At 71.3% G+C, this 24,789-nt stretch carries 25 protein-coding genes; 16 read left to right on the plus strand and 9 right to left on the minus strand.

The features are described from left to right. Positions 1-9: 9 nt before the first annotated feature. A complete protein-coding gene (locus VET29_RS27465) occupies positions 10-702 on the plus strand; it encodes a lysophospholipid acyltransferase family protein (protein WP_324925645.1) in 693 nt (230 codons plus the stop codon). Then, on the plus strand, positions 695-1,702 hold the full coding sequence (locus VET29_RS27470) for an NAD(P)H-dependent glycerol-3-phosphate dehydrogenase (protein ID WP_324925599.1): 1,008 nt from the start codon (positions 695-697) through the stop codon (positions 1,700-1,702). Before VET29_RS27465 ends, VET29_RS27470 begins: the two co-directional genes overlap by 8 nt. A gap of 85 nt (positions 1,703-1,787) precedes the next feature. Here the strand turns inward: VET29_RS27470 and VET29_RS27475 are convergent, their stop codons facing one another. Then, entirely contained in the window at positions 1,788-2,519 is a 732-nt protein-coding gene (locus VET29_RS27475; RefSeq protein WP_324925601.1) for an anti-sigma factor, read from the minus strand. Between the two features lies 1 nt (position 2,520). Continuing rightward, positions 2,521-3,108 (minus strand): ECF RNA polymerase sigma factor SigK, encoded by a 588-nt coding sequence (sigK, locus tag VET29_RS27480; RefSeq protein ID WP_324925603.1) that lies wholly within the window; start codon positions 3,106-3,108, stop codon positions 2,521-2,523. A gap of 257 nt (positions 3,109-3,365) precedes the next feature. Here sigK and VET29_RS27485 point away from each other — a divergent pair, with 257 nt between their 5' ends. Then, positions 3,366-3,839: a cysteine dioxygenase family protein gene (locus VET29_RS27485; RefSeq protein ID WP_324925605.1), complete on the plus strand. Its 474-nt coding sequence runs from the start codon at positions 3,366-3,368 to the stop codon at positions 3,837-3,839. Here VET29_RS27485 and VET29_RS27490 read toward each other — a convergent pair. Beyond that, complete coding sequence (locus VET29_RS27490) at positions 3,805-4,425, minus strand: pyridoxamine 5'-phosphate oxidase family protein (RefSeq protein ID WP_324925607.1); 621 nt, start codon at positions 4,423-4,425, stop codon at positions 3,805-3,807. The genes VET29_RS27485 and VET29_RS27490 overlap by 35 nt on opposite strands. A gap of 142 nt (positions 4,426-4,567) precedes the next feature. On the opposite strand from VET29_RS27490, the gene VET29_RS27495 reads away from it, so the two are divergent. Together VET29_RS27495 and VET29_RS27500 are read left to right on the plus strand one after the other, a co-directional pair. Further along, on the plus strand, positions 4,568-5,926 hold the full coding sequence (locus VET29_RS27495) for a PLP-dependent aminotransferase family protein (RefSeq protein WP_324925609.1): 1,359 nt from the start codon (positions 4,568-4,570) through the stop codon (positions 5,924-5,926). Between the two features lie 11 nt (positions 5,927-5,937). Continuing rightward, positions 5,938-7,035, plus strand: coding sequence for a D-alanine--D-alanine ligase family protein (locus VET29_RS27500; protein ID WP_324925611.1), 1,098 nt, complete (start codon positions 5,938-5,940; stop codon positions 7,033-7,035). 175 nt (positions 7,036-7,210) lie between these two features. Here VET29_RS27500 and VET29_RS27505 read toward each other — a convergent pair whose 3' ends face one another. Both VET29_RS27505 and VET29_RS27510 read right to left on the minus strand, forming a co-directional pair. Beyond that, the gene (locus tag VET29_RS27505; RefSeq protein WP_324925613.1) at positions 7,211-7,762 is read right to left on the minus strand and encodes a DUF3515 domain-containing protein; all 552 of its coding nucleotides are present in this window, start codon (positions 7,760-7,762) and stop codon (positions 7,211-7,213) included. Between the two features lie 7 nt (positions 7,763-7,769). Further along, positions 7,770-8,015, minus strand: coding sequence for an Lrp/AsnC ligand binding domain-containing protein (locus VET29_RS27510; RefSeq protein ID WP_324925615.1), 246 nt, complete (start codon positions 8,013-8,015; stop codon positions 7,770-7,772). 102 nt (positions 8,016-8,117) lie between these two features. On the opposite strand from VET29_RS27510, the gene VET29_RS27515 reads away from it, so the two are divergent. The 4 genes from VET29_RS27515 to VET29_RS27530 are packed head-to-tail and all read left to right on the plus strand — an operon-like array spanning position 8,118 to position 10,793. After that, positions 8,118-9,095 (plus strand): thiamine-phosphate kinase, encoded by a 978-nt coding sequence (locus VET29_RS27515; protein WP_324925617.1) that lies wholly within the window; start codon positions 8,118-8,120, stop codon positions 9,093-9,095. A 28-nt stretch (positions 9,096-9,123) separates the two neighbouring features. After that, positions 9,124-9,588 (plus strand): GNAT family N-acetyltransferase, encoded by a 465-nt coding sequence (locus tag VET29_RS27520; protein ID WP_324925647.1) that lies wholly within the window; start codon positions 9,124-9,126, stop codon positions 9,586-9,588. Next, on the plus strand, positions 9,570-10,091 hold the full coding sequence (locus VET29_RS27525) for a gamma carbonic anhydrase family protein (protein WP_324925619.1): 522 nt from the start codon (positions 9,570-9,572) through the stop codon (positions 10,089-10,091). Before VET29_RS27520 ends, VET29_RS27525 begins: the two co-directional genes overlap by 19 nt. A 24-nt stretch (positions 10,092-10,115) precedes the next feature. After that, entirely contained in the window at positions 10,116-10,793 is a 678-nt protein-coding gene (locus VET29_RS27530; RefSeq protein ID WP_324925621.1) for a uracil-DNA glycosylase, read from the plus strand. A 475-nt stretch (positions 10,794-11,268) separates the two neighbouring features. Here the strand turns inward: VET29_RS27530 and rpmB are convergent, their stop codons facing one another. Next, a complete protein-coding gene (gene rpmB, locus VET29_RS27535) occupies positions 11,269-11,460 on the minus strand; it encodes a 50S ribosomal protein L28 (protein WP_324925623.1) in 192 nt (63 codons plus the stop codon). Between the two features lie 190 nt (positions 11,461-11,650). Between rpmB and VET29_RS27540 the strand changes: the two genes are divergently transcribed. The 4 genes from VET29_RS27540 (at position 11,651) to recG (ending at position 16,510) form a co-directional block, all read left to right on the plus strand. Beyond that, on the plus strand, positions 11,651-13,525 hold the full coding sequence (locus tag VET29_RS27540) for a DAK2 domain-containing protein (RefSeq protein ID WP_324925625.1): 1,875 nt from the start codon (positions 11,651-11,653) through the stop codon (positions 13,523-13,525). 82 nt (positions 13,526-13,607) lie between these two features. Continuing rightward, entirely contained in the window at positions 13,608-13,979 is a 372-nt protein-coding gene (locus tag VET29_RS27545; RefSeq protein WP_324925627.1) for a MerR family transcriptional regulator, read from the plus strand. Positions 13,980-13,981: 2 nt separating this feature from the next. After that, complete coding sequence (gene trxA, locus VET29_RS27550) at positions 13,982-14,299, plus strand: thioredoxin (protein ID WP_324925629.1); 318 nt, start codon at positions 13,982-13,984, stop codon at positions 14,297-14,299. A 39-nt stretch (positions 14,300-14,338) separates the two neighbouring features. Next, positions 14,339-16,510, plus strand: coding sequence for an ATP-dependent DNA helicase RecG (gene recG, locus VET29_RS27555; RefSeq protein WP_324925631.1), 2,172 nt, complete (start codon positions 14,339-14,341; stop codon positions 16,508-16,510). Between the two features lie 53 nt (positions 16,511-16,563). On the opposite strand, the gene VET29_RS27560 is transcribed toward recG, so the two are convergent. Together VET29_RS27560 and VET29_RS27565 are read right to left on the minus strand one after the other, a co-directional pair. Beyond that, the gene (locus VET29_RS27560) at positions 16,564-18,165 is read right to left on the minus strand and encodes a hypothetical protein (RefSeq protein WP_324925633.1); all 1,602 of its coding nucleotides are present in this window, start codon (positions 18,163-18,165) and stop codon (positions 16,564-16,566) included. A 190-nt stretch (positions 18,166-18,355) separates the two neighbouring features. Continuing rightward, positions 18,356-20,560 carry an MMPL family transporter gene (locus tag VET29_RS27565; RefSeq protein WP_324925635.1) on the minus strand — a complete coding sequence of 735 codons (2,205 nt, stop codon included), beginning with the start codon at positions 20,558-20,560 and terminating at the stop codon, positions 18,356-18,358. 171 nt (positions 20,561-20,731) lie between these two features. Here VET29_RS27565 and VET29_RS27570 point away from each other — a divergent pair, with 171 nt between their 5' ends. Next, positions 20,732-21,835, plus strand: a complete 1,104-nt coding sequence (locus VET29_RS27570; RefSeq protein ID WP_324925637.1) for a S8 family peptidase — start codon at positions 20,732-20,734, stop codon at positions 21,833-21,835. Here the strand turns inward: VET29_RS27570 and VET29_RS27575 are convergent. After that, positions 21,832-23,394 carry a serine/threonine-protein kinase gene (locus VET29_RS27575; RefSeq protein ID WP_324925639.1) on the minus strand — a complete coding sequence of 521 codons (1,563 nt, stop codon included), beginning with the start codon at positions 23,392-23,394 and terminating at the stop codon, positions 21,832-21,834. The genes VET29_RS27570 and VET29_RS27575 overlap by 4 nt on opposite strands. A gap of 93 nt (positions 23,395-23,487) precedes the next feature. Between VET29_RS27575 and VET29_RS27580 the strand changes: the two genes are divergently transcribed. Together VET29_RS27580 and VET29_RS44155 are read left to right on the plus strand one after the other, a co-directional pair. After that, the gene (locus tag VET29_RS27580; RefSeq protein WP_324925641.1) at positions 23,488-24,555 is read left to right on the plus strand and encodes a hypothetical protein; all 1,068 of its coding nucleotides are present in this window, start codon (positions 23,488-23,490) and stop codon (positions 24,553-24,555) included. Between the two features lie 93 nt (positions 24,556-24,648). After that, positions 24,649-24,789 (plus strand): biotin carboxylase N-terminal domain-containing protein (locus VET29_RS44155; protein ID WP_414636623.1); only part of this gene is annotated, 141 nt, incomplete at its 3' end.

Here is a 24,789-nt window from a genome sequence, read left to right on the forward strand (position 1 = left end):
TGGGTGCTGATGACGTGCCTGATCTTCTACCCGATCGCGTGGCTCGCGAAGATGCGGACCAAGGGGGCGGAGAACATCCGGCGGGAGGGCGGGATCCTGCTGGTGATGAACCATGTCTCCCACGTCGACCCGCCGGTCGACGCGGTGTTCGTGCACCGCAACAGCCGGGTGCCGCGGTTCCTCGCCAAGGACAGCCTGTTCCGCGCGCCGGTGTTCAAGTACCTGATCCGTGGCGCGGGCAGCATCCCGGTGTACCGGTCGACCGTGAGCGCCGGTGACAGCCTGGTCGCGGCCAAGGACGCGCTGCTGAAGGGCAAGCTCGTGGTGATCTACCCGGAGGGCACGATCACCAGGGACCCCGACGGCTGGCCGATGCGGTCGCGGACCGGCGTCGCGCGGCTCGCCATGGACTGCATGGAGAACGACCTGCCCGTGCTCACCGCCGCCCGTTGGGGCACGCGGGACATCCTCAACGGCTACACCCGTAAGTTCCGGCCGTTCCCGCGCAAGAAGGTCCAGATCGACGTGTCGGAGCCGGTGGACCTGAGCGGGTTCAGGGGCCGCGAGGTCGACAACGAGCTGCTGCGCGAGGTGACCGACCTGCTGATGGGCCGGGTGCGCGACCAGCTGGCCGAGCTGCGTGGCGAGCCGGCGCCCGCCGGGTTCTACGTGCCCGCCAGGGCCAAGAAGACCGATGGGTGAGATGCGGGTCGCCGTCTTCGGCGCCGGCTCGTGGGGCACGACGTTCGCGAAGGTGCTCGCCGACGCCGGCACGGACGTGGTCCTGTGGTCGCGGCGGCGCGAGGTCGCCGACGCGATCGCCGAGCACCGGGAGAACCCGGACTACCTGCCCGGGGTGACCCTGCCGCGGGGCCTGGAGTCCACTTCGGACCCCCGGGTCGCGCTCGACGGCGCCACCGACGTGGTGCTGGCCGTGCCGAGCCAGAGCCTGCGGCACAACCTCACCGCGTGGCGCCGCCTCATCGACCCGTCCGCGACGCTGATCAGCCTCGCCAAGGGCGTGGAGCTGGGCACGCTCAAGCGGATGAGCGAGGTCGTCGTCGAGGTGATGGGCGTGCCCGCGGCGCAGGTGGCGGTCGTGACCGGCCCCAACCTGGCCAAGGAGATCGCGGCGGAGCAGCCGACCGCGTCGGTTGTCGCGTGCGTCGACCACGACCGCGCGGTGGCGGTGCAGCAGGCCTGCACGACCGGGTACTTCCGGCCGTACACCAACACCGACGTCGTCGGCTGCGAGCTGGGTGGGGCGTGCAAGAACGTGATCGCCCTGTCCTGCGGGATGGCCGCCGGGCTGGGATTCGGCGACAACACGCTCGCGACGCTGATCACCCGAGGGCTCGCGGAGACGGCCCGGCTGGGGGAGGCGCTCGGCGCGGACCCCATGACGTTCGCCGGGCTCGCCGGGCTCGGGGACCTCGTGGCGACGTGCTCGTCGCCGCTGTCCCGCAACCGTTCCTTCGGCGCCCGGCTCGGTCGCGGGGAGACCGTCGCGCAGGCACTGGCCGCGGCGCACGGCCAGGTCGCGGAGGGCGTGAAGTCGTGCTCCTCGATCCGCGAGCTGGCCATGCGCCACGGGGTGGAGATGCCCATCACGGAGGTCGTGCACCGCGTGTGCCACGACGGCTTCGACCCCCGCGAGATGGCCGGTGAGCTCATCGGCCGCAAGACCAGACCGGAACGCTGACCCGGCTCCCGGTGCCATGAAAGGCGCTTTCGGGGCGTTCGGTGTCTCGAACGCGCCCTTCATGGCGGTTGGGCCGGAGAGCGGGTCAGTCGGAGGGCAGTTCCGCGAACATGGCGGGTTGCTCCGTCGGCTGCCGGGAGCCGCCGGCCGGTTCCACGGTGATCGCGACGACGTCCGCGTCCCCGAGGTCGCCCACCTCGTAGGTGAGGTTCCCGCCGGCCGGTTCGAGCAGTCCTCGCGAGCTCGGCCTGCCGTCGGCGAGGGTCCACAGCTGGTAGTCCCTGCCGTCCGGCGCGGTCGCCAGGTTGCCGCTCAGCAGGAGCATCTTGTCCTGCTGTCGGGACACCGCCACCTTCATCGAGCCGGTCGCACCCCCGGAGCCGTCGAGTGTCAGCAGCTCGGCGTCGGGTGCCTTCAGGATCTGCTCCAGCTGTGTGGCCTGGGCCCTGGCCGCGTCGAGCTGGTTGTCCTGCCGCACCACGACGACACCCAGCCCGGCGGCCGCGACGAAGAACACGGCCGCGGCGACCGTCGTCAGCCGCTGTGCGAGCGACCGCCGGCGCAGTGGCACCACGGTCGTGTCCGGCGACAGCTGGCGAACCTCCCGGATCTGGGCCAGCACCCGGTCCTTCAGGTCCGGTGGCGGCACCTCGGCGGCGGCCAGCGCGAGTCTGGCCGCGGTCTCCTGGAGCTCCTGGACCTCCTGCGCGCACGACTCGCACTCGGCGAGGTGCTGCTCGAAGTCCGCCCGTTCGACACCGGCCACGGCGTCGAGGGCGTAGGCGCCGGTCAGCGCGTGAATGTCGGGACTTGTCATCTCAGGCCACCCCCAGGCAGTCGCGCAGCCGGATGAGCCCGTCCCGCAGTCGAGTCTTGATGGTCCCCAGCGGCGTGCTCAGCAGCTCGCCGACCTCACGGTAGGTCCGGCCGCCGTAGTAGGCCAGCAGCACGGACTCGCGCTGGAGATCGGTGAGGGTGCTCAGGCAGCGGCGTACCTGTTCCTGCTCGAGCCGGGCGGTGACCTGCTCGGAGACCTCGTCGAACGGCCGGCTGGCGTCGCGGCGGCCGACCATGTCGTCCCGGTCGGCGGCGGCCTGCGCGGACCGCACGCGGTCGACGGCCCTGCGGTGCGCGAGCGTCATGGCCCACGTCGTCGCACTGCCGCGTTCCGGCGAGAACTTCGCGGCCGAGCGCCACAGCTCGACCATCACCTCCTGCACGACCTCCTCGGACTGCGCCGGGTCGCGCACGATCCGCCGGACCATCCCGAAGACGGAGCCGATCAGCAGGTCGTACAGCTGCGCGAAGGCCGCCTCGTCGCCGAGTGCCACGCGTTGCAACAGCTCACCGGCGTCGTTCGCCGGATCGGTACGTGCGGACCGCAGCCGTCTCGCACGATCGCCCATGACCACATCTCCCATGAACCGGGGTTCGGAGCCGACGCCATTCCGGATTGCCGGCGATTTGCGCGTACACGATCCCACGGGCTGGACGGGATTGCGGCGACTGGCGGCCTTTGGTTTTCTTGGCGGGTGCTGATTCGCGTGCTGAACCGTCGGCGGGGCTATCTCCAGCTCCGCCGGGTGGCCAGCGCGCTGTGTCTGTGCCGGTGATCGTCCAAGCCCGTCACCAGCCAGAACTCCCGGAAAGACAGCATTCAGCCATGTTCGCCGTGCCGGCCAACACCATCGCGTCCGCTTCCGTCGCCCCGACCGTGCATCCCGCCCTGATCGCCAGCGCGTTCGCGGCCGACCGGTCCCGCTGGGCCCACCACCTTCGTTACGACCCCGACGAGCGGTTCGCCACGCTCGTGGACTCGACCGAGGACCAGGAGGTCTGGCTCATGAGTTGGCTTCCCGGCCAGGAGACCGACCGCCACGACCACGGCGGCGCGACCGGCGCGTTCACGGTCGTGCAGGGCACGCTCACCGAGCACGTCCTCTCCAGGGGGACATCGCTCGCGCTGTCACCGGGCCAGACCAGGGTGTTCGGCCCGGGCTACACCCACCAGGTCCGCAACCTCGGGCCCGACCCGGCGGTCAGCCTGCACGTGTACCGGTCCGTCCGCACCATGCGGGCGGTGTCCGGTTGGCGTGCTCCGTTCACTGCGGACCAGCCTGCGGAGCTCGCCGGCTGACGTAGTCCGGCACCGCCACCTCCGCCGGCAGGTGCGCGCACGGTTCCGGAGTGCCCCAACCCCGTACCAGCGGCAGCACACCCGCCCAGTTCGCGCCGACCCGGTCGGGGGTCAGGTCGTCGGGCTCCTCGCCGGGCCCGCCGGTGCGGATCTTCACGGCCGCCTCGGTGAGGTCGAGCGCCAGCACCGCGGTCTTCGCGAACTCCTGCGGTGCCGGGCCGCGTGCGTGGTCCCAGGCGCCCGGCGCGATGTGCTCGGTGATCACGTGCAGGCCGTGCAGCTTCGCGTCCGGGTCGGTGACCTGCCGGGCCGCGCCGTGGATGGTGGCGGAGCGGTAGTTCACGGAGTGGTGGAAGACCGCGCGGCTGTAGATCACGCCGTCCAGCAGGGTGATGTTCACGCACACCTCGGCGTCCGCGCCGGCCCGCAGGCTGGCCGCGCCGGTCGAGCCGTGCACGTAGAGGGTGTCGTCCTCGTGGCCGTAGCCGGTGGGGACGATCCGGGGCGTGCCGTCGTCGGCGACGTAGGCGAGGTGGCAGATGATTCCCGCGTCGAGCACCCGCGTCAGGGCCGCCCGGTCGGTCACGGCACGGTCCTTGCCACGGCGGATGGTGCTGCGAGGTGTTGGCGAAAGCGTCACGCATCCACCTTCGCCGGTTAAGTGGCATCATTGAAGGGCCAAGACCCCGTGATTCTGGAAGGCCACTTTGGAGACGCCCGCGTTACCGGTGACGTTGGACCGCGAGTCGGTGACCCCGCTGGCCGTCCAGCTCGCCGAACAGCTCCGTGCCGCCGCGGGCGACGGGCGTCTGCGCAGCGGAGACCGGCTCCCGTCGACGCGCGCGCTGGCCGGCGAGCTGGGCGTGAGCCGCACGGTGACCGCCGCGGCCTACGAGCAGCTGCACGCCGAGGGCTGGATCGCGGGCCGGCACGGCTCCGGCACCTACATCACGACCGCGCCGCCCGGCTCGCTCCCGGCCACGTCCACGCCGGTCCACCGCGACACCGCACTGGACACGGTCGTCGACCTGACCCCGGGCTCGCCGTGGGCGGGCGGTATCGAGCAGGCGGCGTGGCGGCGCGCGTGGCGGGCGGCGTCCTACGCGGCGCCGATGGTCCGCCCGAACCGCGCGGGCCTGCCGGAGTATCGAATGCTCATCGCCGAGCACCTGCTGCGGCACCGCGGTCTGCGGGTCGGTGACGCCGAGGTCGTGCTGGCGACGGCCGGCACGAGCACGGCCGCGGCGGAGCTGGGCCGGGCCGTGCTGCGGCCGGGGGACATGGTGGCGGTCGAGGAGCCGGGCTACCAGCGTGCGGTCGGCGCGCTGCGGGCCGCGGGCCTACGGGTGGTCCCGGCCTCGGTGGACGCGGACGGCCTGCTGGTCGACGCGATCCCGCCGTCGGTCCGGGCGGTGTACTGCTCGCCGGCGCACCAGTACCCGCTGGGTGGCCGCATGTCCGCGGGCCGGCGGGTCGCGCTGGTGGAGCGGGCCCGTGAGCAGGGCTGGCTGGTGATCGAGGACGACTACGACGGCGAGTTGCGGTACGACGTGGCGCCGCTGCCGCTGCTGGCCGCGCTGGCGCCGGACGTGGTCGTGCACCTCGGCACGACGAGCAAGATCCTCACCCCGACCCTCGGCGTCGGGTGGATCGTCGCGCCGCCACCGGTGGTGACCGCCGTGCTGGCCCACCGCGACGCGACGGGCAGCGGCCCGGCGCCTGCCGGCCAGCTGGTGGTCGTCGAGCTGGCCCGCAACGGCGACCTCGGCCGGCACCTGCGGCGGTTGCGGCGCGAGCTGTCCGAGCGCCGGACGCTGGTCGTCGAGACGTTGGTGGCGGGGGGAGTCCGCGTGCTCGGCGACGACGCGGGCGCGCACGTGGTGGTCCCGGTCTCCTCCGCCGAGGACGAGCGCTCGCTGATCCGCGAGGCCGCCGGGCACGGGCTGCTGCTGGACGGCCTGGCCCGGCACCACATCGGCCGGGCGCGGTGGTTCGGCATCGCGCTCGGGTACGCGGCGTGTTCGCGGGAGCAGCTGAAACGCGCGTTACCCCTGCTCGTTGAGCTGGTCCGCGAGCCAGCCGGGTAGGGTCGGACGCCATGGCCAGCCAAGAGCGAGTCCGCGTGGCAGTCGTGTTCGGGGGACAGAGCACGGAGCACACCGTGTCCTGTGTGTCGGCGGCGAGTGTGCTCGCGAACCTGGACCCCGCGCGCTTCGAGGTCCTGCCGGTCGGCATCACACCGGAGGGCTCGTGGGTGCTGGGGCCGGCCGACCCGTCGACCCTGGAGATCTCCGGCCGGTCGCTGCCGACCATCACGTCCGGCACGGCGCTGACCCTGCCCGCCGACCCGTCGTCGGCGAGCCTGGTGGTGCTGGAGCGGGGCCGTGAGGGCGAGATCCTGTCCGGGGTGGACGTGGTGTTCCCGGTGCTGCACGGCGCGTTCGGTGAGGACGGCACGATCCAGGGACTGCTGGAGATGGTCGGGCTGCCGTACGCGGGTGCCGGGGTGCTGGCGAGCGCGGTGGCGATGGACAAGGTGTTCACCAAGAAGCTCCTGCGGGCCGAGAACCTGCCGGTGGGTCCCTACGAGGTCCTGTACCGGGGCGACGCGACGCTGACCGGGGAGCAGAAGGAGCGCCTCGGGCTGCCGGTGTTCGTGAAGCCCGCGCGTGCCGGTTCGTCGACCGGCATCAGCAAGGTCTCGGACTGGGCGAAGCTGGCCGAGGCGGTCGCGCTGGCGCGCTCGATCGACCCGAAGGTCCTGGTCGAGTCGATGGTGGTGGGCCGCGAGGTCGAGTGCGGAGTGCTGGAGTTCCCGGATGGACGCGTGGAGGCGTCCCTGCCCGCGGAGATCCGCATCCTGGACGACTCGCTGGAGTTCTACGACTTCGAGACCAAGTACGTGGACCACACCGCGGAGCTGGACATTCCGGCCAAACTGGACGACGCCGTGGCGGACCGCCTGCGGGCGATGGCGATCCAGGCGTTCAGGGCCCTCGACTGCCAGGGCCTCGCACGGGTGGACTTCTTCGTGGGCGCCGACGGCTCACTGACGATCAACGAGCTGAACACGATGCCCGGCTTCACCCCGACGTCGGCCTACCCGAAGATGTGGGCGGTGACGGGCATCGACTACCGAACGCTGCTCTCCACGCTGGTCGACACGGCCATTGCCCGCGGCACCGGCCTCCGCTGACCGGGGCGACACTAGTGTCCCGCGCCGGAAATCAGGCAACTGATTCGGCGGCCCAGCTTCCTGCTGGCGGCGTTGCCGGTTCGCCCAGGTACGACCCAGTACGAGGGCGAACCGGCGTCTTGCCAGCAGAAACCTGGATCCACCGACTTGATCACCGCATTTCCGGCGCGGGACACTAGCTCGGCGCGGCCGGGACGGCCTTCGCGATCGTTTCCGACATCTCCTGGACCACGCCCGTGCCGGCGTCCTCCGGGATGGTCACGGCGATGTAGACGGGGCGGTCGACGGCGTACCAGGTCGTCGCGCCGTCGCCCTCCACCGGCAGCCAGTTGACCTTCGAGATCAGTCGCAGCGACGCGGTCGGTTGCAGCTCGGCCGGCTTGCCCAGCCCGCACCGCATCACCACCGGCTCGCCCCGGGTGCCCGCCCAGGCCGCGGCTGCGGGCGGCGCCGGCTCGGCCAGGGCCAGCCGCTTCAGCTTCTTGCCGTTGCTCGGCAGTGACGCCGGCAGCGCGTCGACCAGCTGGGCGCATGCCGGGGCGCTCGCGTCCGGCGCGTCGACCGCGCCCAGCGCCAGCGGACCCGTCGGTCGCGGCGGCTCGGGCGTCGGCGCCGCCTCGGCGTCGCCGCCCACGAACCGGCTCGCGATGATCACGCCGACCAGCAGCGCCGCGGCCAGGCCGGCGGCGACGAACAGCGTCCCGCGGGACAGGGGCTCTCCGGACACGTCCCAACTAGACCATGTCGGCGAGGTGGACCACCGGGCAGGTGAGGGTTCGGGTGATCCCGTCCACGTTCTGGATACGGGCCACGACCAGCTGACCGAGCAGGTCGACGTTCTCCGCCTCGGCTCGGACGATCACGTCGTAAGGGCCCGTGACGTCCTCAGCGGTGGTCACACCCTCGATCTGTGCGATCTTTCCGGCGACCGCGGCCGCCTGACCGACCTCGGTCTGGATAAGGATGTATGCGTAGACCACGGCGCGCCCCTTCGCGTCTAGCAGGACTCAAAAGGTAGGAACGTGAGCAGCAAAAGCTACCGCAGTTTGGGATCGTTTGGGGATCCGACTATCGGAGGTGTCGTGGCCGACAATAGAGGAGGCCCAGCTCATGATCCACCGCAGACCGTCGCGGATGTCGGCGAGTTCGGTCTCATCCGCCGGGTGACCGCCGGCCGGCGACAGCCGGCAACCACCCTCATCGGGCCCGGCGACGACGCCGCGCTCGTGACCGCGGCGGACGGCCGGGTGGTCGCGAGCACCGACGTGCTGACCGAGGGTGTCCACTTCAGACTCGACTGGTCGACGCCGGAACACGTTGGGCGCAAAGCGATCGCGGTCAACATGGCGGACATCGCGGCCATGGGCGCGGTACCGACCGCGCTGCTCGTCGGGATCGCCTGCCCGCCCTCGACCCGGGTCGAGGTCGCCGAGGGGCTCGCCGCCGGCATGTGGGAGGAGGCGACCAGCGTCGGGGCCGGTCTCGTCGGCGGCGACGTGGTCACCGCGAAGGAGATCGTGATCTCCGTCACCGCGCTCGGGACTCTAGCGGGACGCGAGCCGGTCACCAGGGGCGGCGCCATGCCGGGCGACGTCGTGGCGGTGGCCGGCCGGCTCGGCTGGTCGGCGGCCGGGCTCGCCGTGCTCGGCCGCGGCTTCCGCTCGCCGGTCCAGGTCGTCGGCGCCTACCGGGTGCCGGAGCCGCCGTACGCGGCCGGCCCGCAGGCCGCGGCGGCCGGCGCGACCGCGATGATCGACGTGTCCGACGGGCTGCTCGCCGACCTCGGGCACATCTGCGAGTCGTCCAATGTGGCCGTCGACGTGCGGACCGACCTCATCGAGGTGCCACAGCGGCTCGTCGACGTCGCCACCGCGCTCGGCGCCGACCCGCTGCACTGGATGCTCACCGGCGGCGAGGACCACGCGCTGGCCGCGACGTTCCCCGGGGAGGCCGCCGTGCCTGAGGGTTGGCACACAATCGGCACGGTGACCAGGGGAAGTGCCATTACTGTCGACGGCGGCCCGTACGAGGGCGGCGGTGGTTGGCAACACTTTCGGTGAGGGTTGAGCGGAGCTTGCGTTGTCGCTGGTGAAGATCGAGGTGACGTCCTACGACCACCCGGACGCGGTGGCGTTGATCGCCGAGGTGCAGCAGGAGTACGTGGTGCGCTACGGCGAGGAGGACGGCACGCCGGTCGACCCCGCCGAGTTCGCGCCGCCGCGCGGGCTGTTCCTCGTCGCGTACGTGGACGGCACGCCGGCGGCATGCGGCGGCTGGCGTGCGCACGGGACGGCCGTGGAGCTGAAGCGCATGTATGTCACGCCCGCGTTCCGTGGCCGGGGCCTCGCGCGTGCCATGCTCGCGGCACTGGAGCGGACCGCGGTCGAGGCCGGTCACCGGCGCGTGATCCTGGAGACGGGGCAGCGGCAGCCGGAGGCGATCGCCCTGTACGAGTCCTCCGGCTACGAGCCGGTGCCACGCTTCGGGTACTACGCGGAGGCCCCGGAGGCCGTACACCTGGGAAAGGTGGTCGAATGCCCGTCTATGCGCTAGGCGACCGCACGCCGGACATCCACCCGGACGCCTACGTGCACCCGGACGCCACGGTGATCGGCGACGTCACGATCGGCGCGTTCGCTTCGGTGTGGCCGCAGGCCGTGCTGCGTGGCGAGGAGGGCGCCATCCGGGTCGGCGAGCGAACGTCGGTCCAGGACGGCACGATCGTGCACTGCACCGCATGGCACGACACCGTCATCGGCCCGGAGTCGGTGGTCGGGCACAACGCGCACATCGAGGGCGCGACGGTCGGCGCACGCTGCATGATCGCGTCGGGCTCCGTGCTGCTCAACGGATCCGTGGTCGAGGACGGCGCGGTGCTCGGCGCCGGCGCGGTGATGTCGTTCAACGGCCACCTGCCCGCGGGCCGCATGGCGCTCGGCGTGCCCGCGCGGGTGCGCGAAGGGCACGAGGTCCCGCCGGACATGGTGTCCGGGATCGTGGCGAACTACGTGCAGCGCATCGCCGTTTACAAGGCAGGGCTCCGGAAACTGTCCTGAGCCAGGGGCGATAGGGTCGCCCGGGTGACAGCACGACCGCTGGATGAGATCGTCGAACCAGGCTGGGCGGAAGCCCTCAAGCCCGCCGAAGAGCGCATCGCCGCGATGGGGGAGTTCCTCCGCGCCGAGATCGCCGCCGGCCGCCAGTACCTGCCGTCGGGCGACAACGTGCTGCGTGCGTTCCAGCAGCCGTTCGCCGACGTCCGGGTGCTGATCGTCGGTCAGGACCCGTACCCCACGCCCGGCCACCCGATTGGTCTGTGCTTCTCGGTGGCGCCGGACGTTCGCCCGCTGCCGAAGAGCCTGGTGAACATCTTCCAGGAGTACAGCGACGACCTGGGGCACCCGGCGCCGTCCAACGGGGACCTCGGCCCGTGGACCGAGCGCGGGGTCCTGCTGCTCAACAGGGCGCTGACGGTGCAGCCGGGCCGGCCGAACTCCCACCAGGGCAAGGGCTGGGAGGAGGTCACCGAGCAGGCGATCCGCGCACTGGCCGCCCGGGGCGGTCCGCTGGTGGCCATCCTGTGGGGCCGCAACGCGCGGAACCTCAAGCCGCTGCTGGACCCGGTGCCGTGCATCGAGTCCGCCCACCCCAGCCCGCTGTCCGCGCACAACGGCTTCTTCGGCTCCCGGCCGTTCAGCCGCGCGAACGAGCTGCTCGAGAAGCAGGGCGGCGAGCCGGTCGACTGGAAGCTGCCCTAGCACCGGCCGGCGGGTTGGCGGACGGTCGGGGTTTCTCGTAGCAGGCGCTCGGTGCTGAGGAGTGCGAGCGCGGCCGGCCACCGGTGGCCTGGTCGAGCAGCCCGGAGCCGCCGTGATGGCCGTGACGCCCGGTGAGTGCCTCACCGGGCGTTGACGGCACTCGCGGACAGTTCCTGCTCGCCCCGCCCGACCTGGTCGACGCGGAGCGCGGCGGTGGTGTTCGGCACACCCTGGAGGCCGTGCTGGCGCTGGGAATCGTGCCGGTAGTCAACGAGAACGTCGTCTACACCCGGTTCGGCCTGGCCAGCGCCAGTGCCAACCCGGGTGTGGTCGTACGTCGCCGGGGACGCAGATCCGACCCCGCCCACCGGAGATGTTGCGTGCGGAGCTGGCGTGTATCACGGGCTGAGCGCACAGCAAACCGGGCCACTGGCGTACCAGGGCCCGGCTCGGGTGTTCGGTTCCGGCTTCGGTCCTACCCGCGGGTGACCTTGCCCGCCTTCAGGCAGGAGGTGCACACGTTCAGACGCTTGCGCTGCGAGATACCGATCTTCGCGTGCACGGTCTGAATGTTGGGGTTCCACCGGCGGCTGGTGCGCCGGTGGGAGTGCGAGACCGACTTGCCGAAGCCTGGCCCCTTGCCACAGACGTCGCAGACGGCAGCCACGTCAGGCACTCCTTTCTCACAAACGGAAACTGGCCGAGCGGCCAGCAAGCTCACGGCCCGGCATGAGCCGGGCAGCAACACCCGACTCGCGCCGGGCAAGCAGATACAGGGTAACGGCTCGCGCGACGGCGTTCGCCACCGGCCCACTAGTGTGCCGCATGTCCAGCCGTGAGGAGCGCATGGAGGCGCGATGCTGCAGGCGCTCGACGCCACCCAGGTCCGGCGGTGGGCCGTGGCGTGCGTGCAGGCGCTGGACGCGCATCGCGAGGCCATCGACAGGATCAACGTCTACCCCGTGCCGGACGGCGACACCGGGTCGAACCTCCTGCACACGATGCGCGCGGCCCTGGACGCCTTGCTCAGGGCCCCGGCCAGGACCCGAGCCGACGCCGGCGCGGCGATGGCCGTGCTTGCCCGCGGCGCCCTGACCGGCGCCCGAGGGAACTCGGGCGTCATCGCGTCCCAGTTCCTCCGCGGCGTGGCCGAGGCCCTGACCGGCGTCGAGGCCGTGCTCGGCCCCGGCCTGCGCGCGGCGCTCGCCCGTGGCGCCGAACTGGCCGCGGCGGCCATGGCCGACCCCGTACCGGGCACGATGGTGACCGTCTTCGAGGCAGCCGCCAGCGCCGCGCGAGACGAGCCGTCCGACGCGCTCCAGGACGTCGCCGCGACAGCCGCGACCGCGGCGGCGGACGCCCTCGACGAGACCCCCCGCCAGCTCGCCGCCCTGGCCGACGCGGGCGTGGTGGACGCCGGCGGCCGCGGGGTCGTCGTGCTGTTCGACGCGCTGTATGCGGTTGTCACCGGCCAGCCGGCCGCGTTGGCCGCCGCCCAGCGCGCCAACGCTGAGCGGGCCACACGGCCCTCGGCCGACGGGCAGGAAAGCTCCCTCTACACCTCCCGTGAGTCAGGCTCGGACGCCTACGCGTACGAGGTCATGTACCTCCTGGAACAGGTCACCGACACCGACGTCGGCGACCCGTCGGTCGCCGATGACTCGGCTGCCGCCGACGGCCCACGCCTTACCGGCGGCTCTCGGCATGGGGATCCTCGTGTTGTTGATCACCTCCGTGATGTTCTCGTCGGGCTTGGGGACTCCGTCTCCGTCGTCGGGGACGGGGCGGGGTTGTGGACGGTGCATGTGCACTGCAACGACATCGGCGCCGCCATCGAGGCGGGCATCGATGCCGGGCGGCCTCGGCAGATCCGGGTGGCCCGGTTCGCGGACGCGGCTTCGCCGGAGGCGAGCCGGTTCTCCCGGGACCGTGCCGTGGTCGTCCCATCGCGCAGCAGTGAGTTCGCCGATCTGCTGATCAGCGAAGGCGTCACCGTCGTCCAGCTCGACATCGGCACCACCGCTGACACCACCGCTGACACCACCGCTGACACCACCGCCTGGACGACCTCCACCGCCGGCGCCACCGCCACCGCCGGTCCCGGCACCACCACCGGCACCGGAACCAGCGAGGACGCCGACGCTGAAGGCGACGTCGCCTACCGGTTGCTCGAGACCATCACGCGCACCGCGGCCGCGCACGTCACCGTGCTGCCCGCGGACCCCGGGCTGGTCGAGGCCGCCGACGAGGCCTCGATCCGCGCCGTCGCCGCCGGGCAGGACGTCGTCGTGGTGCCGTGTGCCTCACCGGTGCAGGTGCTGGCCGCCGTGGCGGTGCACGACCCGCGTCGTCGGGCGGGGGACGACGTGGTCGCGATGGCCGAGGCGGCGGCCGCGACCAGGCGGGGCGAGGTCGTCGTGGCGACCGAGGCCGCCATCACCTGGATCGGCGCCTGCGACGCCGGCGACGTGCTCGGGTTCGCCGACGGTGAGGTGATTTTGATCGAGCCCGGGCCGGCCGACCTGGCCGCGCTCGACCGCGCCGCGTACGGCGTGGTCAAGCGCATGCTGACCGCGGGCGGTGAGTTGGTCACCGCCCTGCTGGGGGCCGACGCGCCGGACGAGCTGGCTATGGAGCTCGAGGACTTCCTGCGCCGTGAGCATCCCGAGGTCGACCTGGTCGTCTACCAGGGCGGCCAGCGCGACGCGGTACTGGTGCTTGGCGTGGAGTAGCTGTCATGGCGGGGACGATGCCACCGGCCACCGACAATTCCGGCTGGCGTTCCAGCCAGGGGCAAAGTTTAGAGTCGGTCATATGCGGATCGGCGAGCTCGCGAGCCACGCGGGGATTACCACCAAAGCGTTGCGTTACTACGAGGAGCGAGGGCTTCTCGACGCCCCGCGTCGCACGAATGGGTATCGGGACTACGACGAGTCACACCTTCGGGTGGTCCGGGAAATACAGACGCTTCAGGAAATCGGCTTCGCGCTCGAGGACACCCGGCCGTTCGTCGAGTGCCTGCGGGCCGGCAACGAGGAGGGCGACGCCTGCCCGGACTCGGTGGCCGTGTACCGCCGCAAGATCGCCGAGGTCGAGGCCTACCTGCGGCAGCTGACCGTCGTGCGCGACGAGCTGCGGGCCAAGCTCGACGCCGCCGTACACCACAGGACAACAGGGGAGAGCTAGGCATGGAGTCCGTCACCGAGGAGACCTTCGAGACCCGCGTGCTCGCCCGGGACAAGCCGGTGCTGGTCGAGTTCTGGGCGACGTGGTGCGGCCCGTGCCGCATGGTCGCGCCGGTGCTCGAGCAGATCGCCGGCGAGCGCACCGACATCGAGATCGTGAAGATCAACTACGACGAGGAACCGGGCATCGGCCAGCGGTACGGCGTGATGGGGCTGCCGACGATGCTGCTGTTCCGCGACGGCGAGCCGGTGCGCTCGTTCGTCGGCGCCAGGCCGAAGGCGCGGATGACCAAGGACCTGGACGACGCTCTCCAAGCCTGATCCCACGATTGTCGGTGGCTCGCGACATAATCGGCCCCGATGGTCTCCATGGACAGCAAACTCGAGGCGGCGGTGGGTGCCAAGTCGGCCAAGGCGCTGGCCGGCGCCTTCGACCTGCACACCGTCGGCGACCTGGTCAGGTACTTCCCCCGCCGCTACGACGAACGTGGCCAGCTCACCGACATCGCCGGGCTGGAGATCGGCGAGCACGTCACCGTCATGGCGCGCGTGCAGTCGTTCAACGAGCGGCGCATGCGTACCAGGCAGGGCTGGATCGCCGAGGTCGCGATCACCGACGGCAGCCGCACGCTGGACTGCACCTTCTTCAACCAGCGCGGCGCCAAACGCGCGCTGAAACCGGGCATCAGCGCGCTCTTCGCCGGCAAGGTGTCGCGGTACCGCAACAAGCTGCAGCTCACCAACCCCGACTACCAGCTGCTCGACGAGGAGAGCGGCGACGAGGACGCGACAGTCGAGAAGGTCGAGAAGTTCACCGGCCTCATCCCGGTGTACCCGGCGGCCGCGACGATCCAGTCCTGGCAGATCGGCAAGTGCGTGCGGCAGGCGCTGGACATGCTGGCGGCCATCGAGGACCCGATGCCGGCGGAGTTGCGGACCCGCCGCGGCCTCGCGGACTACGACGACGCCATCCGCAAGATCCACACCGCCTCCGAGTGGCCCCCGGTGCAGGCCGCGCGGGAGCGGCTGAAGTGGGACGAGGCGATGGCTGTCCAGCTCGCCCTCGCGCAGCGGCGGCACCGGGCGATCGCCCGGCCGGCCCCGGAGTGCGCGCGCCGGGACGACGGCCTGCGTGCCGCGTTCGACAAGCGTCTGCCGTTCACGCTCACCGACGGCCAGCAGGAGGTCGGCGAGGCGGTCGCGGCCGACCTCGAACTTGCGCACCCGATGAACCGCCTGCTGCAGGGCGAGGTCGGCAGCGGCAAGACGATCGTCGCGTTGCGGGCCATGCTGCAGGTCGTGGACGCGGGCCGGCAGGCCGCGCTGCTCGCCCCGACCGAGGTCCTGGCCGCGCAGCACGCCCGGTCGCTCGCGAACATGCTGGGCGACCTGGCGATCGCGGGTGAGCTGGGCGCGCCGGAGGAGTCGACTCGGATCACGCTGCTGACCGGCTCGCTGCCGGCCAAGCAGCGCAAGCAGGCGTTGCTGGACGCGGCGAGTGGCGCGGCCGGCATCGTCGTGGGCACGCACGCGCTCATCCAGGACACGGTGCAGTTCGCCGACCTGGGCTTCGTCGTCGTCGACGAGCAGCACCGGTTCGGGGTCGAGCAGCGGGACGCGCTGCGCACGCGCGCGGGTGCGAACGTGAGCCCGCACGTCCTGGTCATGACCGCGACGCCCATCCCGCGCACCGTCGCCATGACGGTCTACGGCGACCTGGAGACGTCGGCGCTGCGTGAGCTGCCGAAGGGACGCTCGCCGATCAGCACGGCGGTGGTCCCGTCGGCCGAGAAGCCCGCGTGGCTGGAGCGCGCCTGGCAGCGGGTCCGCGAGGAGGTCGCGGGCGGACACCAGGCCTACGTGGTGTGCCCGCGCATCGGCGACCAGGACGACGTGAGCGACTCCGACGACGGCCGGCGCCCGCCGCTCGCGGTGCTGGAGGTCGCCGAGGGGCTGGCCGAGGGACCGCTGCGTGGGCTGCGGCTGGCGGTGCTGCACGGGCGGATGCCGGCCGACGACAAGGACACGGTCATGCGTGCCTTCGCGGCGGGCGAGGTGGACGTGCTCGTCGCGACCACCGTCGTGGAGGTCGGCGTGGACGTGCCGAACGCGACGGCGATGGTCATCATGGACGCCGACCGGTTCGGGGTCTCCCAACTGCACCAGCTGCGCGGGCGGGTCGGACGTGGCTCGGCACCCGGGGTCTGCCTGCTGGTGACCGAGATGCCCAGCGGCACGGCCACCCGGGAGCGGCTCGACGCGGTGGCGTCGACCCTGGACGGGTTCGAGCTGGCCAGGGTCGACCTGGAGATGCGCCGCGAAGGCGACATTCTCGGGGCGACGCAGTCCGGCAACAGGTCCGCCCTGCGGCTGCTGTCCTTGCTGCGGGACGAGGAGGTGATCGGGGAGGCGCGGGAGGAGGCCCAGGAGCTCGTCGCCCGTTCCCCCGATCTCGCGGAGTTTCCCGGACTGGCGACCATGGTCGCCTCGTTGGTCAATGACACGAAGGCCGAATATCTCGAAAAAGCCTAGAGAAAAGCCCCGCCGGTCGGCCGCGACCGGCGGGGCTCGTGCTCTGGAAGAACCTACTTGCTGCCGTTCGCCTGTGCCTTCTCCTGGTGCGGCTGCTGGGCCTGGCGGGGCTGGGCCGCTCCGCTCGCCTTGGCCACCGCCTGGAAGTGGCGCTTCGCGTCCTCCAGGATCGAGTACGTCGTGTTCACGTTGTCGGACACGCGACGCTCGAACTCGTCCGCCTGGCGGATGCGGTCGGCCGCCTCGGCGAGGCGCTGCTCGGCGTCCTCGACGATCTTGGCGGCACGGATCTTCGCGTTGGCCTGCTGCTCGTTCAGCTCCCGCTCGACCTGGGTCTGCTTGGCGCTGATCGCCTTGTCGGTCGCGTGGCTGCGGGCCTCCGCGTCGGCGATGGTCTTGTCCGCCTGCTGCTGCGCCATCGCCTCCAGCTCGGTCAGGCTCTGCTCCACCGAGGCCTTCTTCGCGGCCAGGGCGCGCTCCGCGTCGTCGGTGCGCTTCTTGGCCTCCTCGATGATCCTCGCCGCCTGCTGCTGGGCCGACTGCTGGCGGGCGGCGATCTGCTTCTCCGCCTCCGCCTGCTCGGTCGACACCGTCTCGCGGATGCGGCCTGCCTCGATCTCGGAGTCGCCGACGATCTTGGCCGCGCGGGCCTTCGCCGCCGCCTCGCGCTGGGCGATCTGTTGGTCGGCGTCCGCGCGCTCCGCGGACACCGTCTCGCGGATCTTCCCCGCCTCGCGCTCCGCGTCGCCGACGATCTTGCCGGCGCGGTCCTTCGCGACCGCCGCGCGCTCGTTCAGCTCGCGCTCCAGCTCGGCCCGGCGCTGGTTGAGGGCGGCCTCGGTCTCCTGCTCCAGCGACGACCGCTTCTCCGCGGCCTTCGCGTCGAGGAGCTCGCGCTGCTTGAGGCCCTCCGCGTCCAGCCGGTCACGCCGCTGCTTGGCCTCGCCGTCGAGCTGGGCGATGCGGGTCTCGTTGGCCTTGGTCGCGCGCTCGATCTCCGTGCGTGCCTCGGCCATCAGGTGCTCGTGCTCGGTCGCGTTGCGGGCCCGCAGCTGTTCGTACTCGTTCTCGAGCGTCGCGTGGTTCTTCGCGTACTCGGCCTCGAGGACCTTGCGGCGCTCGGTCAGCTCGGCCGTGATGCCGTCCTGCTTGGCCTTCTGGTCCTTCGCGTACGCCTGCGCGTCGGCCTTGGTGCTCGCGGCGTACTCGTCGGCCGCGGCCTTGGATTTGTTCGTGTACGCGTCCGCGTTCTTGCGGATCTCGGCCGCGTGCTGGTCGGCCTCGCGCCGGGTCTGCGCGGCGTAGTTGTCCGCGTCCTCCCTGGTCGCGGACGCGTGCTGGTCGGCCTTGGCCCTCGTCGAGTGGGAGTACTCGTCCGCGTCGGCCCGCGTCGACCGGTCGTACTCGTCGGCGTTGTGCTTGAACTCGGCGATCTCTTCCTCGGCGAGCTGCCACATCAACCGCTGCCGTTCCGACATCGCCTCGGTGGACGTCGGGTTCACGGTGATGCGGGTGAGCTGCTCTCTGGAGTCCTGTAACTGCTGCTGCGCGCTGCCGAGCGCCTTCGTCAGATCAGCTACCTTGGCGACCGCCTCGTCGCGGCTCTTCGTCGCATGGCTCAGGTCGAACGACAGGCGCGTGACGCGCTCGTTCACCTGACGCGGGTTGTAACCGCGCAGAACAGTGTCAAAACGTGGAACGCGAGGGTTCGCGTCGGACTCGGCATCGGCCATGACGCCACACTTTAGATGGTCCCTCTGATAGGTGACTCCGGCAGGAGGGTGATATGGAGATGAAGACCGCCCCACCGTCACTTAGCGGCAGGGCGGCCTACGTTCCGACTAATCAGCGGCTGTTCACTATCACCGCCGGTAGTTGCTCGGTCGGGTGATCAACAATAGGGGACTTCGGCTGCGGAGCGTCATTCCGGATTCGACCCGGCCACCAGTTCGCGCGCCCCAGCAGAGCCATCAGCGACGGCAGCACGAGCACCCGGATGATCATCGCGTCGATGAACACGGCGACGGCGAGACCGACACCCATCTGTTTCATCTCGTTCATCGACAGCGTCGCGAAGATCCCGAAGACCGACACCATCAGGATCGCCGCCGAGGTGACCACTCCCGCCGAGCGGCTGATGCCGTGCGCGACGGCGTCCCGGGTGGACATCCCGGCCCTGACCGCCTCGCGGACCCGGCTCACCACGAACACGTGGTAGTCCATCGACAGTCCGAAGAGGATCGCGAACACGAACAGCGGGATCCACGCCACGAGCGCGCCGGTGGAGTGGAAGTCGAGGACGCCCTCCGCCCAGGTGTGCTGGAACACCAGGGCCATGGTGCCGAACGCCGCGGCCGCGGACAGGGAGTTCAGCAGCATCGCGGTGGCCGCGACGACCACCGACCGGAACGTCCACGCCATGATCAGGAACGTGAGTAGCAGCACGAAGCCGATCACGACCGGCATCCGGTCCCCGAGGTTGTTCGCGTAGTCCTCGTCGCGCGCGATGTCGCCGCCGACCGCGTACTCGGCGCCGCCGACGGTGCCGACGGTCGCGGGGACCAGGGTGTCGCGCAGCTCCGCGAGGGACCGTTTGCCATCCGGGGTGCCGGGGGCGTACGGCGTCGGGATCTCGAGGGTGGTGATCCGCTGGTCCTTGGACACCCTGAGAACCGGTGCGGTGACCTTCGCGAACAGCGGGTCGTTCTGTGTCCGGTTCGACAGTTCGGTCAGCTTCGCGCCGACCTGCCGGGTCTCCCCGGGCTCCGCGCGGACGGCGACCACGTGAGTGGTGCCCTCGCTCGGGAACGCTGCGGTCAGCCGGTCGTAGGCCTGGATGACCGGGATCGTGCGGGGCAGGTCCTCCGCGCCGCTCGACTTCAGCTTCATGTCCAGGGCGGGCAGTGCGAGCGCGCCGAGCGCGATCACCGACAGCAGGAAGGTGACGAGCGGGTACCGGAGCGCGGGGCGCAGCAGCTTTGGCCACACCCGCGGCGGGCCGGTGCGGTGGGTGAGCCGCCACAGCAGTGGGACACGCGGCCGGTCGACGCGCCTGCCGAGCTTCGCGAGCAGCGCCGGCAGCACGGTCAGCGAACCGAGCACGGCGACCGCGACGACGATGATCGAGCCGGTGGCGAGCGAGGCGAACACCCCGTCGTTGGCGAGGTACAGCCCCGCCATGGAGACGATGACCGCGACACCCGAGACGACGACCGAGTGTCCGGACGTGGCGGCCGCGATCTCGACCGCGCGGGTGTGCGAGGCGCCGTTCTGGCGTTCCTCACGTTCCCGCTTCAGGTAGAAGAGGGAGTAGTCGACGCCGACCGCCATGCCCATCAACAGGATCACGCTGCCGATCGACTCGACCGACGGGACGACGTGCGACGCGAGCGCGGACAGTCCGAACGCGGCGCCGACGGCCGACATGGCGAGCAGCACCGGCACGCCGGCCGCGATGATCGCGCCGAACGCGACGAGCATGATGATGAGGGTGACCGGGAGGCTGATGAACTCGGCCTTGGTCAGGTCGCCCGCGACCTGGTCGTTGATGCCCTTGCTGATCGAGCGGCCGCCGACCTCCTCGACGCGGACGTCCGGGTGTTGCTGCTGGACCGCGGCGGTCTGGTCGAGCAGCTTGCCGACGTTGTCGGACGCCGTCTCCTCGTCACCCGCCATGGTGACCGGCAGAAGCAGGGCGTTCCCGTCCCGCGACGGGACCGGGTCGCCGACCTCCTTGACCTCCTTGAGCCCGCGCATCCGCTGTGCCGCGTCCTTCGCGGCCGCCTGGGCCTCGGCCTGGTCGAGCCGGCCGCTCCGGGCGGTGATGAGCACGTTCTCCTTGGCGTGTTCGGCGAAGTGTCCGTCCTCGACGATGGTCGTGGCACGACCGGCCTCCCCGATGGCCAGGTCCTTGTCGGTCGCGTCCCTGGTGCCGACCCACCCACCCGCCGCGAAACACACCGCGACGAACACGACCCACAAGCCGATCGCGCGCCACGGGTGCGTCGCACTCCACCTGGCGACACGCACCGTTACTGGTTGCCTGCGCACGTTTCCTGTCCTTTCCCCAGCCATGAAAGCCCTGTGGTACAACGGTTTTATGGTCTCGGGACTCGTGTCCCGGCACACGGGTGTGCGCCCCCGGATCGGGGGTGGGGCTAGCCATAGGTGGCAACTGGTGAAGCTTGCTCACCTCTGCGTAGTCGCGTAACGACAATGGGTATGAAGCAACTCGTGGCGAGGGTCGTGGTCGCGTGCCTGCTCACGGCGGCCTGGGCGGTGCCGGCGGAGGCGGCGTCCGAACGTGCGTACATCGTGGTGCTGTCCGGCGATGCACGCGCCTACACACACCGGTTCGCGTCGGTGGAACACGTCTACTCGACGGTGCTGCACGGTTTCTCGGCACGCCTGACCGCGAAGGAGGCGGCGTCGCTGGCCGCCGATTCCGGTGTGGACATGGTCGTGCCCGACACCCCCGTGCACGCGTTGGGGGAGCAGCTGAACCCACCGTCGTGGGGCCTGGACAGGATCGACCAGCGCGACCTGCCGCTGGACGGGGTGTACCGGTACCCGAACGAGGCGCCGGACGTGACCGCGTACGTGATCGACACCGGCGTACGGGCCACGCACGCGGACTTCGGGGGGCGGGTCCGGCCCGGTTACGACTTCGTGTCCGACGACACCGACGCGACGGATGGCAACGGCCACGGCACCTTCGTGGCGGGCATCATCGGCGGCGTTCGGTTCGGGGTCGCGAAGCAGATCAAGATCGTGCCGGTGAAGGTGTTGGACGACAACGGCTCCGGCACGATCGCGGACGTGATAGCCGGCATCGACTGGGTGACGGCGAACGCGGTGGGCCCTGCGGTGGCGAACATGAGCCTGGGCGGCTCGGCGAACGCCGCACTGGACACGGCGGTCCGCAACTCGATCGCGTCGGGCGTGAGCTACACGGTGGCGGCGGGTGGTTCGGCGGCGGACGCGGGGAACTACTCTCCCGCGCGGGTGACCGAGGCGCTGACGATCGGGGCGTCGGACATGCGGGACTGCCTGTCGTCGAGCACGAACCGGGGGGCGGTGGTGGACATGTTCGCGCCGGGAGTGAACATCGTCGGCCCGTGGACGACCGGCGACAGCGCGTTCGTGACGTTGTCCGGCTCGTCGTTCTCGGCCCCGCACGTGGCCGGCGCGGCAGGGATCTACCTGGAGGACCACCCGGGTGCGACGGCGGCGGAGGTGTCCGGCGCGCTGGTGGCGGCGTCCACGAAGGACCGCCTCTGCAACGTGCCACCGGGAACGGCGAACCGCCTGCTGTACGTGGATTAGGCGATGAGCTGCCAGGTCCTGCCGTCGCACTGGACGTGGTCGCCGACGGGGGAGTAGTCGCGGTCCCCGTCCACGGTGCACTGTTCGCCGGGGAACGGGCCCGCGGCGTTGGACTTGGGGAACCCGCCGGGTGGCTCCCGGACCCAGGACTGGGGCGGGTCGCGGTCCGGGGTGCGCTGGCAGCGTTCGGCGCCGTCCCTGCCGGTGCGTGGACTGTCCAGTTCGACGGCGGCACAGGGCTCGACGATGGCCGGCACCCAGTCGGAGTCGGAGTCGGAGTCGCCTGCGCTACGGCCGACGGACGAGGGCTGTCCGGTCACGCCGCGATGGGTGGCGGCCCACCAGAGGGTGCCGCCACCCGTGAGGAGAGCGACCAAGGTCAGGAGCAGGGTGCCCTGCTTGACCTTCCGCCTGATGCGCTGGCGCCGGGCGGTCATTTGTCGAGCACGAGCCGGGGCAGCCGGACCCGGGGGTGGGACGGCTGAGCCACCCGGCGGGGTGGTCGGTGGCGCGGCCGGTTGGGTGGATCGGCCCGTTCCCGTCGCGAGCGGGACCGGCGGGTCGACGGTGGCGTCGTTCTCGGGAACCAGGGCCGTGGGGCCGCCGTCGATCGGGAGTGCCACCAGGTTCGGCGCGCTGCCCGTCGCTTCGGGGACCGAGGGGCCGACGTCGGCCTTCGTCGCCTCGTCCGGGCCGTCCGCCGTCCACCCCGGCGGCACCGCCGCCAGCAGGTCCGGCACCTCCACCGTCCGCAGGTCGCCGCGGGCCGACGGCGGCACGGCCGACAACAGCGCCTCCCGCGCCTGGGCGCAGTCCTGGTACCGCCGGCTCGGGTCCGGGGCGGCCATGCGCCGCAGCATGGCGGCCATCCCCGCCGGCACCTCGGCCGGCAGCGGCAGCACATCCCCCCACGACGACGGCATCGACGGCGACGCGTTGCTGTAGTGGACCTGCCGCCGGCCCGTCAGCATCTCCGCGGCGAGCACCCCCACCGCGAACAGGTCCGTCGCGGGCGAGGGCGCGTGGCCGTCCAGGTACTCGGGAGCCAGGTACCCGGGCGTGCCGATCGCCGCGCCGATGCCCGTCATCGACACGGTGCGCCACGTCGCTATGCCGAAGTCGCCCACCAGCAGGTGGGGCGCCGCCGAGCCGACCGACCGCAGCAGCAGGTTCGCCGGTTTCAGATCACGGTGGACCACCCCGCTCGCATGCAACGCCGTCAGCGCCGCCAGCACCTGGTCCACGGCCTCCGCCACCCAACCCCACGGCAGCGCACCCGTTCGGGTCATCAGCGCCCGCAGCGAGCCCCCTCGGGCCAGTTCCGTCACCAGCCACGCCCTGTCGTCCACCAGCCGGAACGCCAGCGTGCGGACCAGATGTGGATGGGACACCCGGATGCGTGACTCGATCACCATCCGCAACAGCCCGAGCTCGTCCTGACCGGTGAAACGCTTGCACGCCACCCAGCGACTGTCCACGTGGTCCCACGCCAGGTGCACCTCGCCGAAGGCGCCGGCGCCAAGCGGCAGCACCCGTGTCCACCGGTCCAGATCGTCCACGGCACGACAGGCTACTAACCGGCACGATGTCGCAACCGCGCGGCGACCGGATGCGTCGGAGGGGAAGAACGGATCATCGGACACGGGGGAAGCATGCGCAGGGCACTCGTACTACTGGCGGCGGCCGGACTCCTCACCTCGGCCTGCGGCAGCGGCACCGAGGGCACGCCCACGCCGGCCAGGCAGGGCAGGACCACCAAGACCAGCACCAGCCACGCCCCGTTCCACGGCGAGCGCCTCAGCGACGGCCAGGTGGTCAAGGTCGAGGAGCTCGACGGCATCCGCCTCGAGTCGCCCAAGGACGGGCGCCTGCGCAGCAACGGCGTGGCCGTCGAGGTGGTCGACTTCGGGTCCTCGGACGTCGTCGACACGGGCCAGGACCAGGAGTACGGCGCGCGCGAGGACTCCACGCTGATCGCCTTCCGGCTTCGGGTCACCGCCTTCGCCGCGGATCTCGGTGACAAGGTCAAGGCCACCGTCTCCGTCGACGGGCGGCAACGCAGCCTGCCCGAGTTCGAGTACTCGATCGGCAGTGCGGGGGCGGACTCGACCCTCCAGTACGTCGTCGCCGTGCCCACCGACCGCCGCTCGGTCGAGCTGGAGCTCAAGTACGCCGATCTCGCCCAGACCTTCGACCTGCTCGAAGGCAGGCGCACCGGTGAGCAGCCGGACCTGCTCTACCGCTCCGACGACGCCCCCTTCGTCTACGTCGAGAACCTCACCCCGGCCAAGCTCGACGTGACCAACGCGGAGGGCGAGCCCGGCGCCTACGTCGTCAGCGTCACCCGCGCCGAGCTGACCTACTTCGCCCCCCAACTGGGTGATCTGCCGTCCGACACGGACAAGGCATGGTTGGTCATCGACTACGAGCCCATCGGGGAGGGGTCGCTGGAGTACAGCCCGTCGGCCATCGGCTGCGTGCCCCCGTTCAACGCGTTCGTCGTCAACGACGGCACGCACGACTATCCCGCGGTCGACAAGCAGTCCAAGGTGGAGGAGTTCTCCTCCGTGCAGCGACTGGCCTTCGAGGTCCCCGCGGACCTGACCAAGGCCAGGCTGATCATGAAGACACCCGGCTTCAACTGCGCGAACGCCGGCGACGAGGTGCCGTTCACGGCCGTGGGCGAGGCGGCCGTCGACATGACCCTCCCCCAGGACTGAGAGGCCCACCACTCGGAACGGCGCTCCCGACAGGCGGGAACCACCGGGTAACGTTTCCGGCAGTCCCCGAACCCCCTGACTCGGAGGTACGGCATGTTCCACAAGGTGCTCGTCGCGAACCGCGGCGAGATCGCCATCCGGGCGTTTCGCGCCGGATACGAGCTGGGCGCGGGCACGGTGGCCGTCTTCCCCCATGAGGACCGCAACTCCGCGCACCGCATGAAGGCCGACGAG

The organism is Actinophytocola sp. (assembly GCF_035634895.1).
Taxonomy (GTDB): Bacteria; Actinomycetota; Actinomycetes; order Mycobacteriales; family Pseudonocardiaceae; genus Actinophytocola.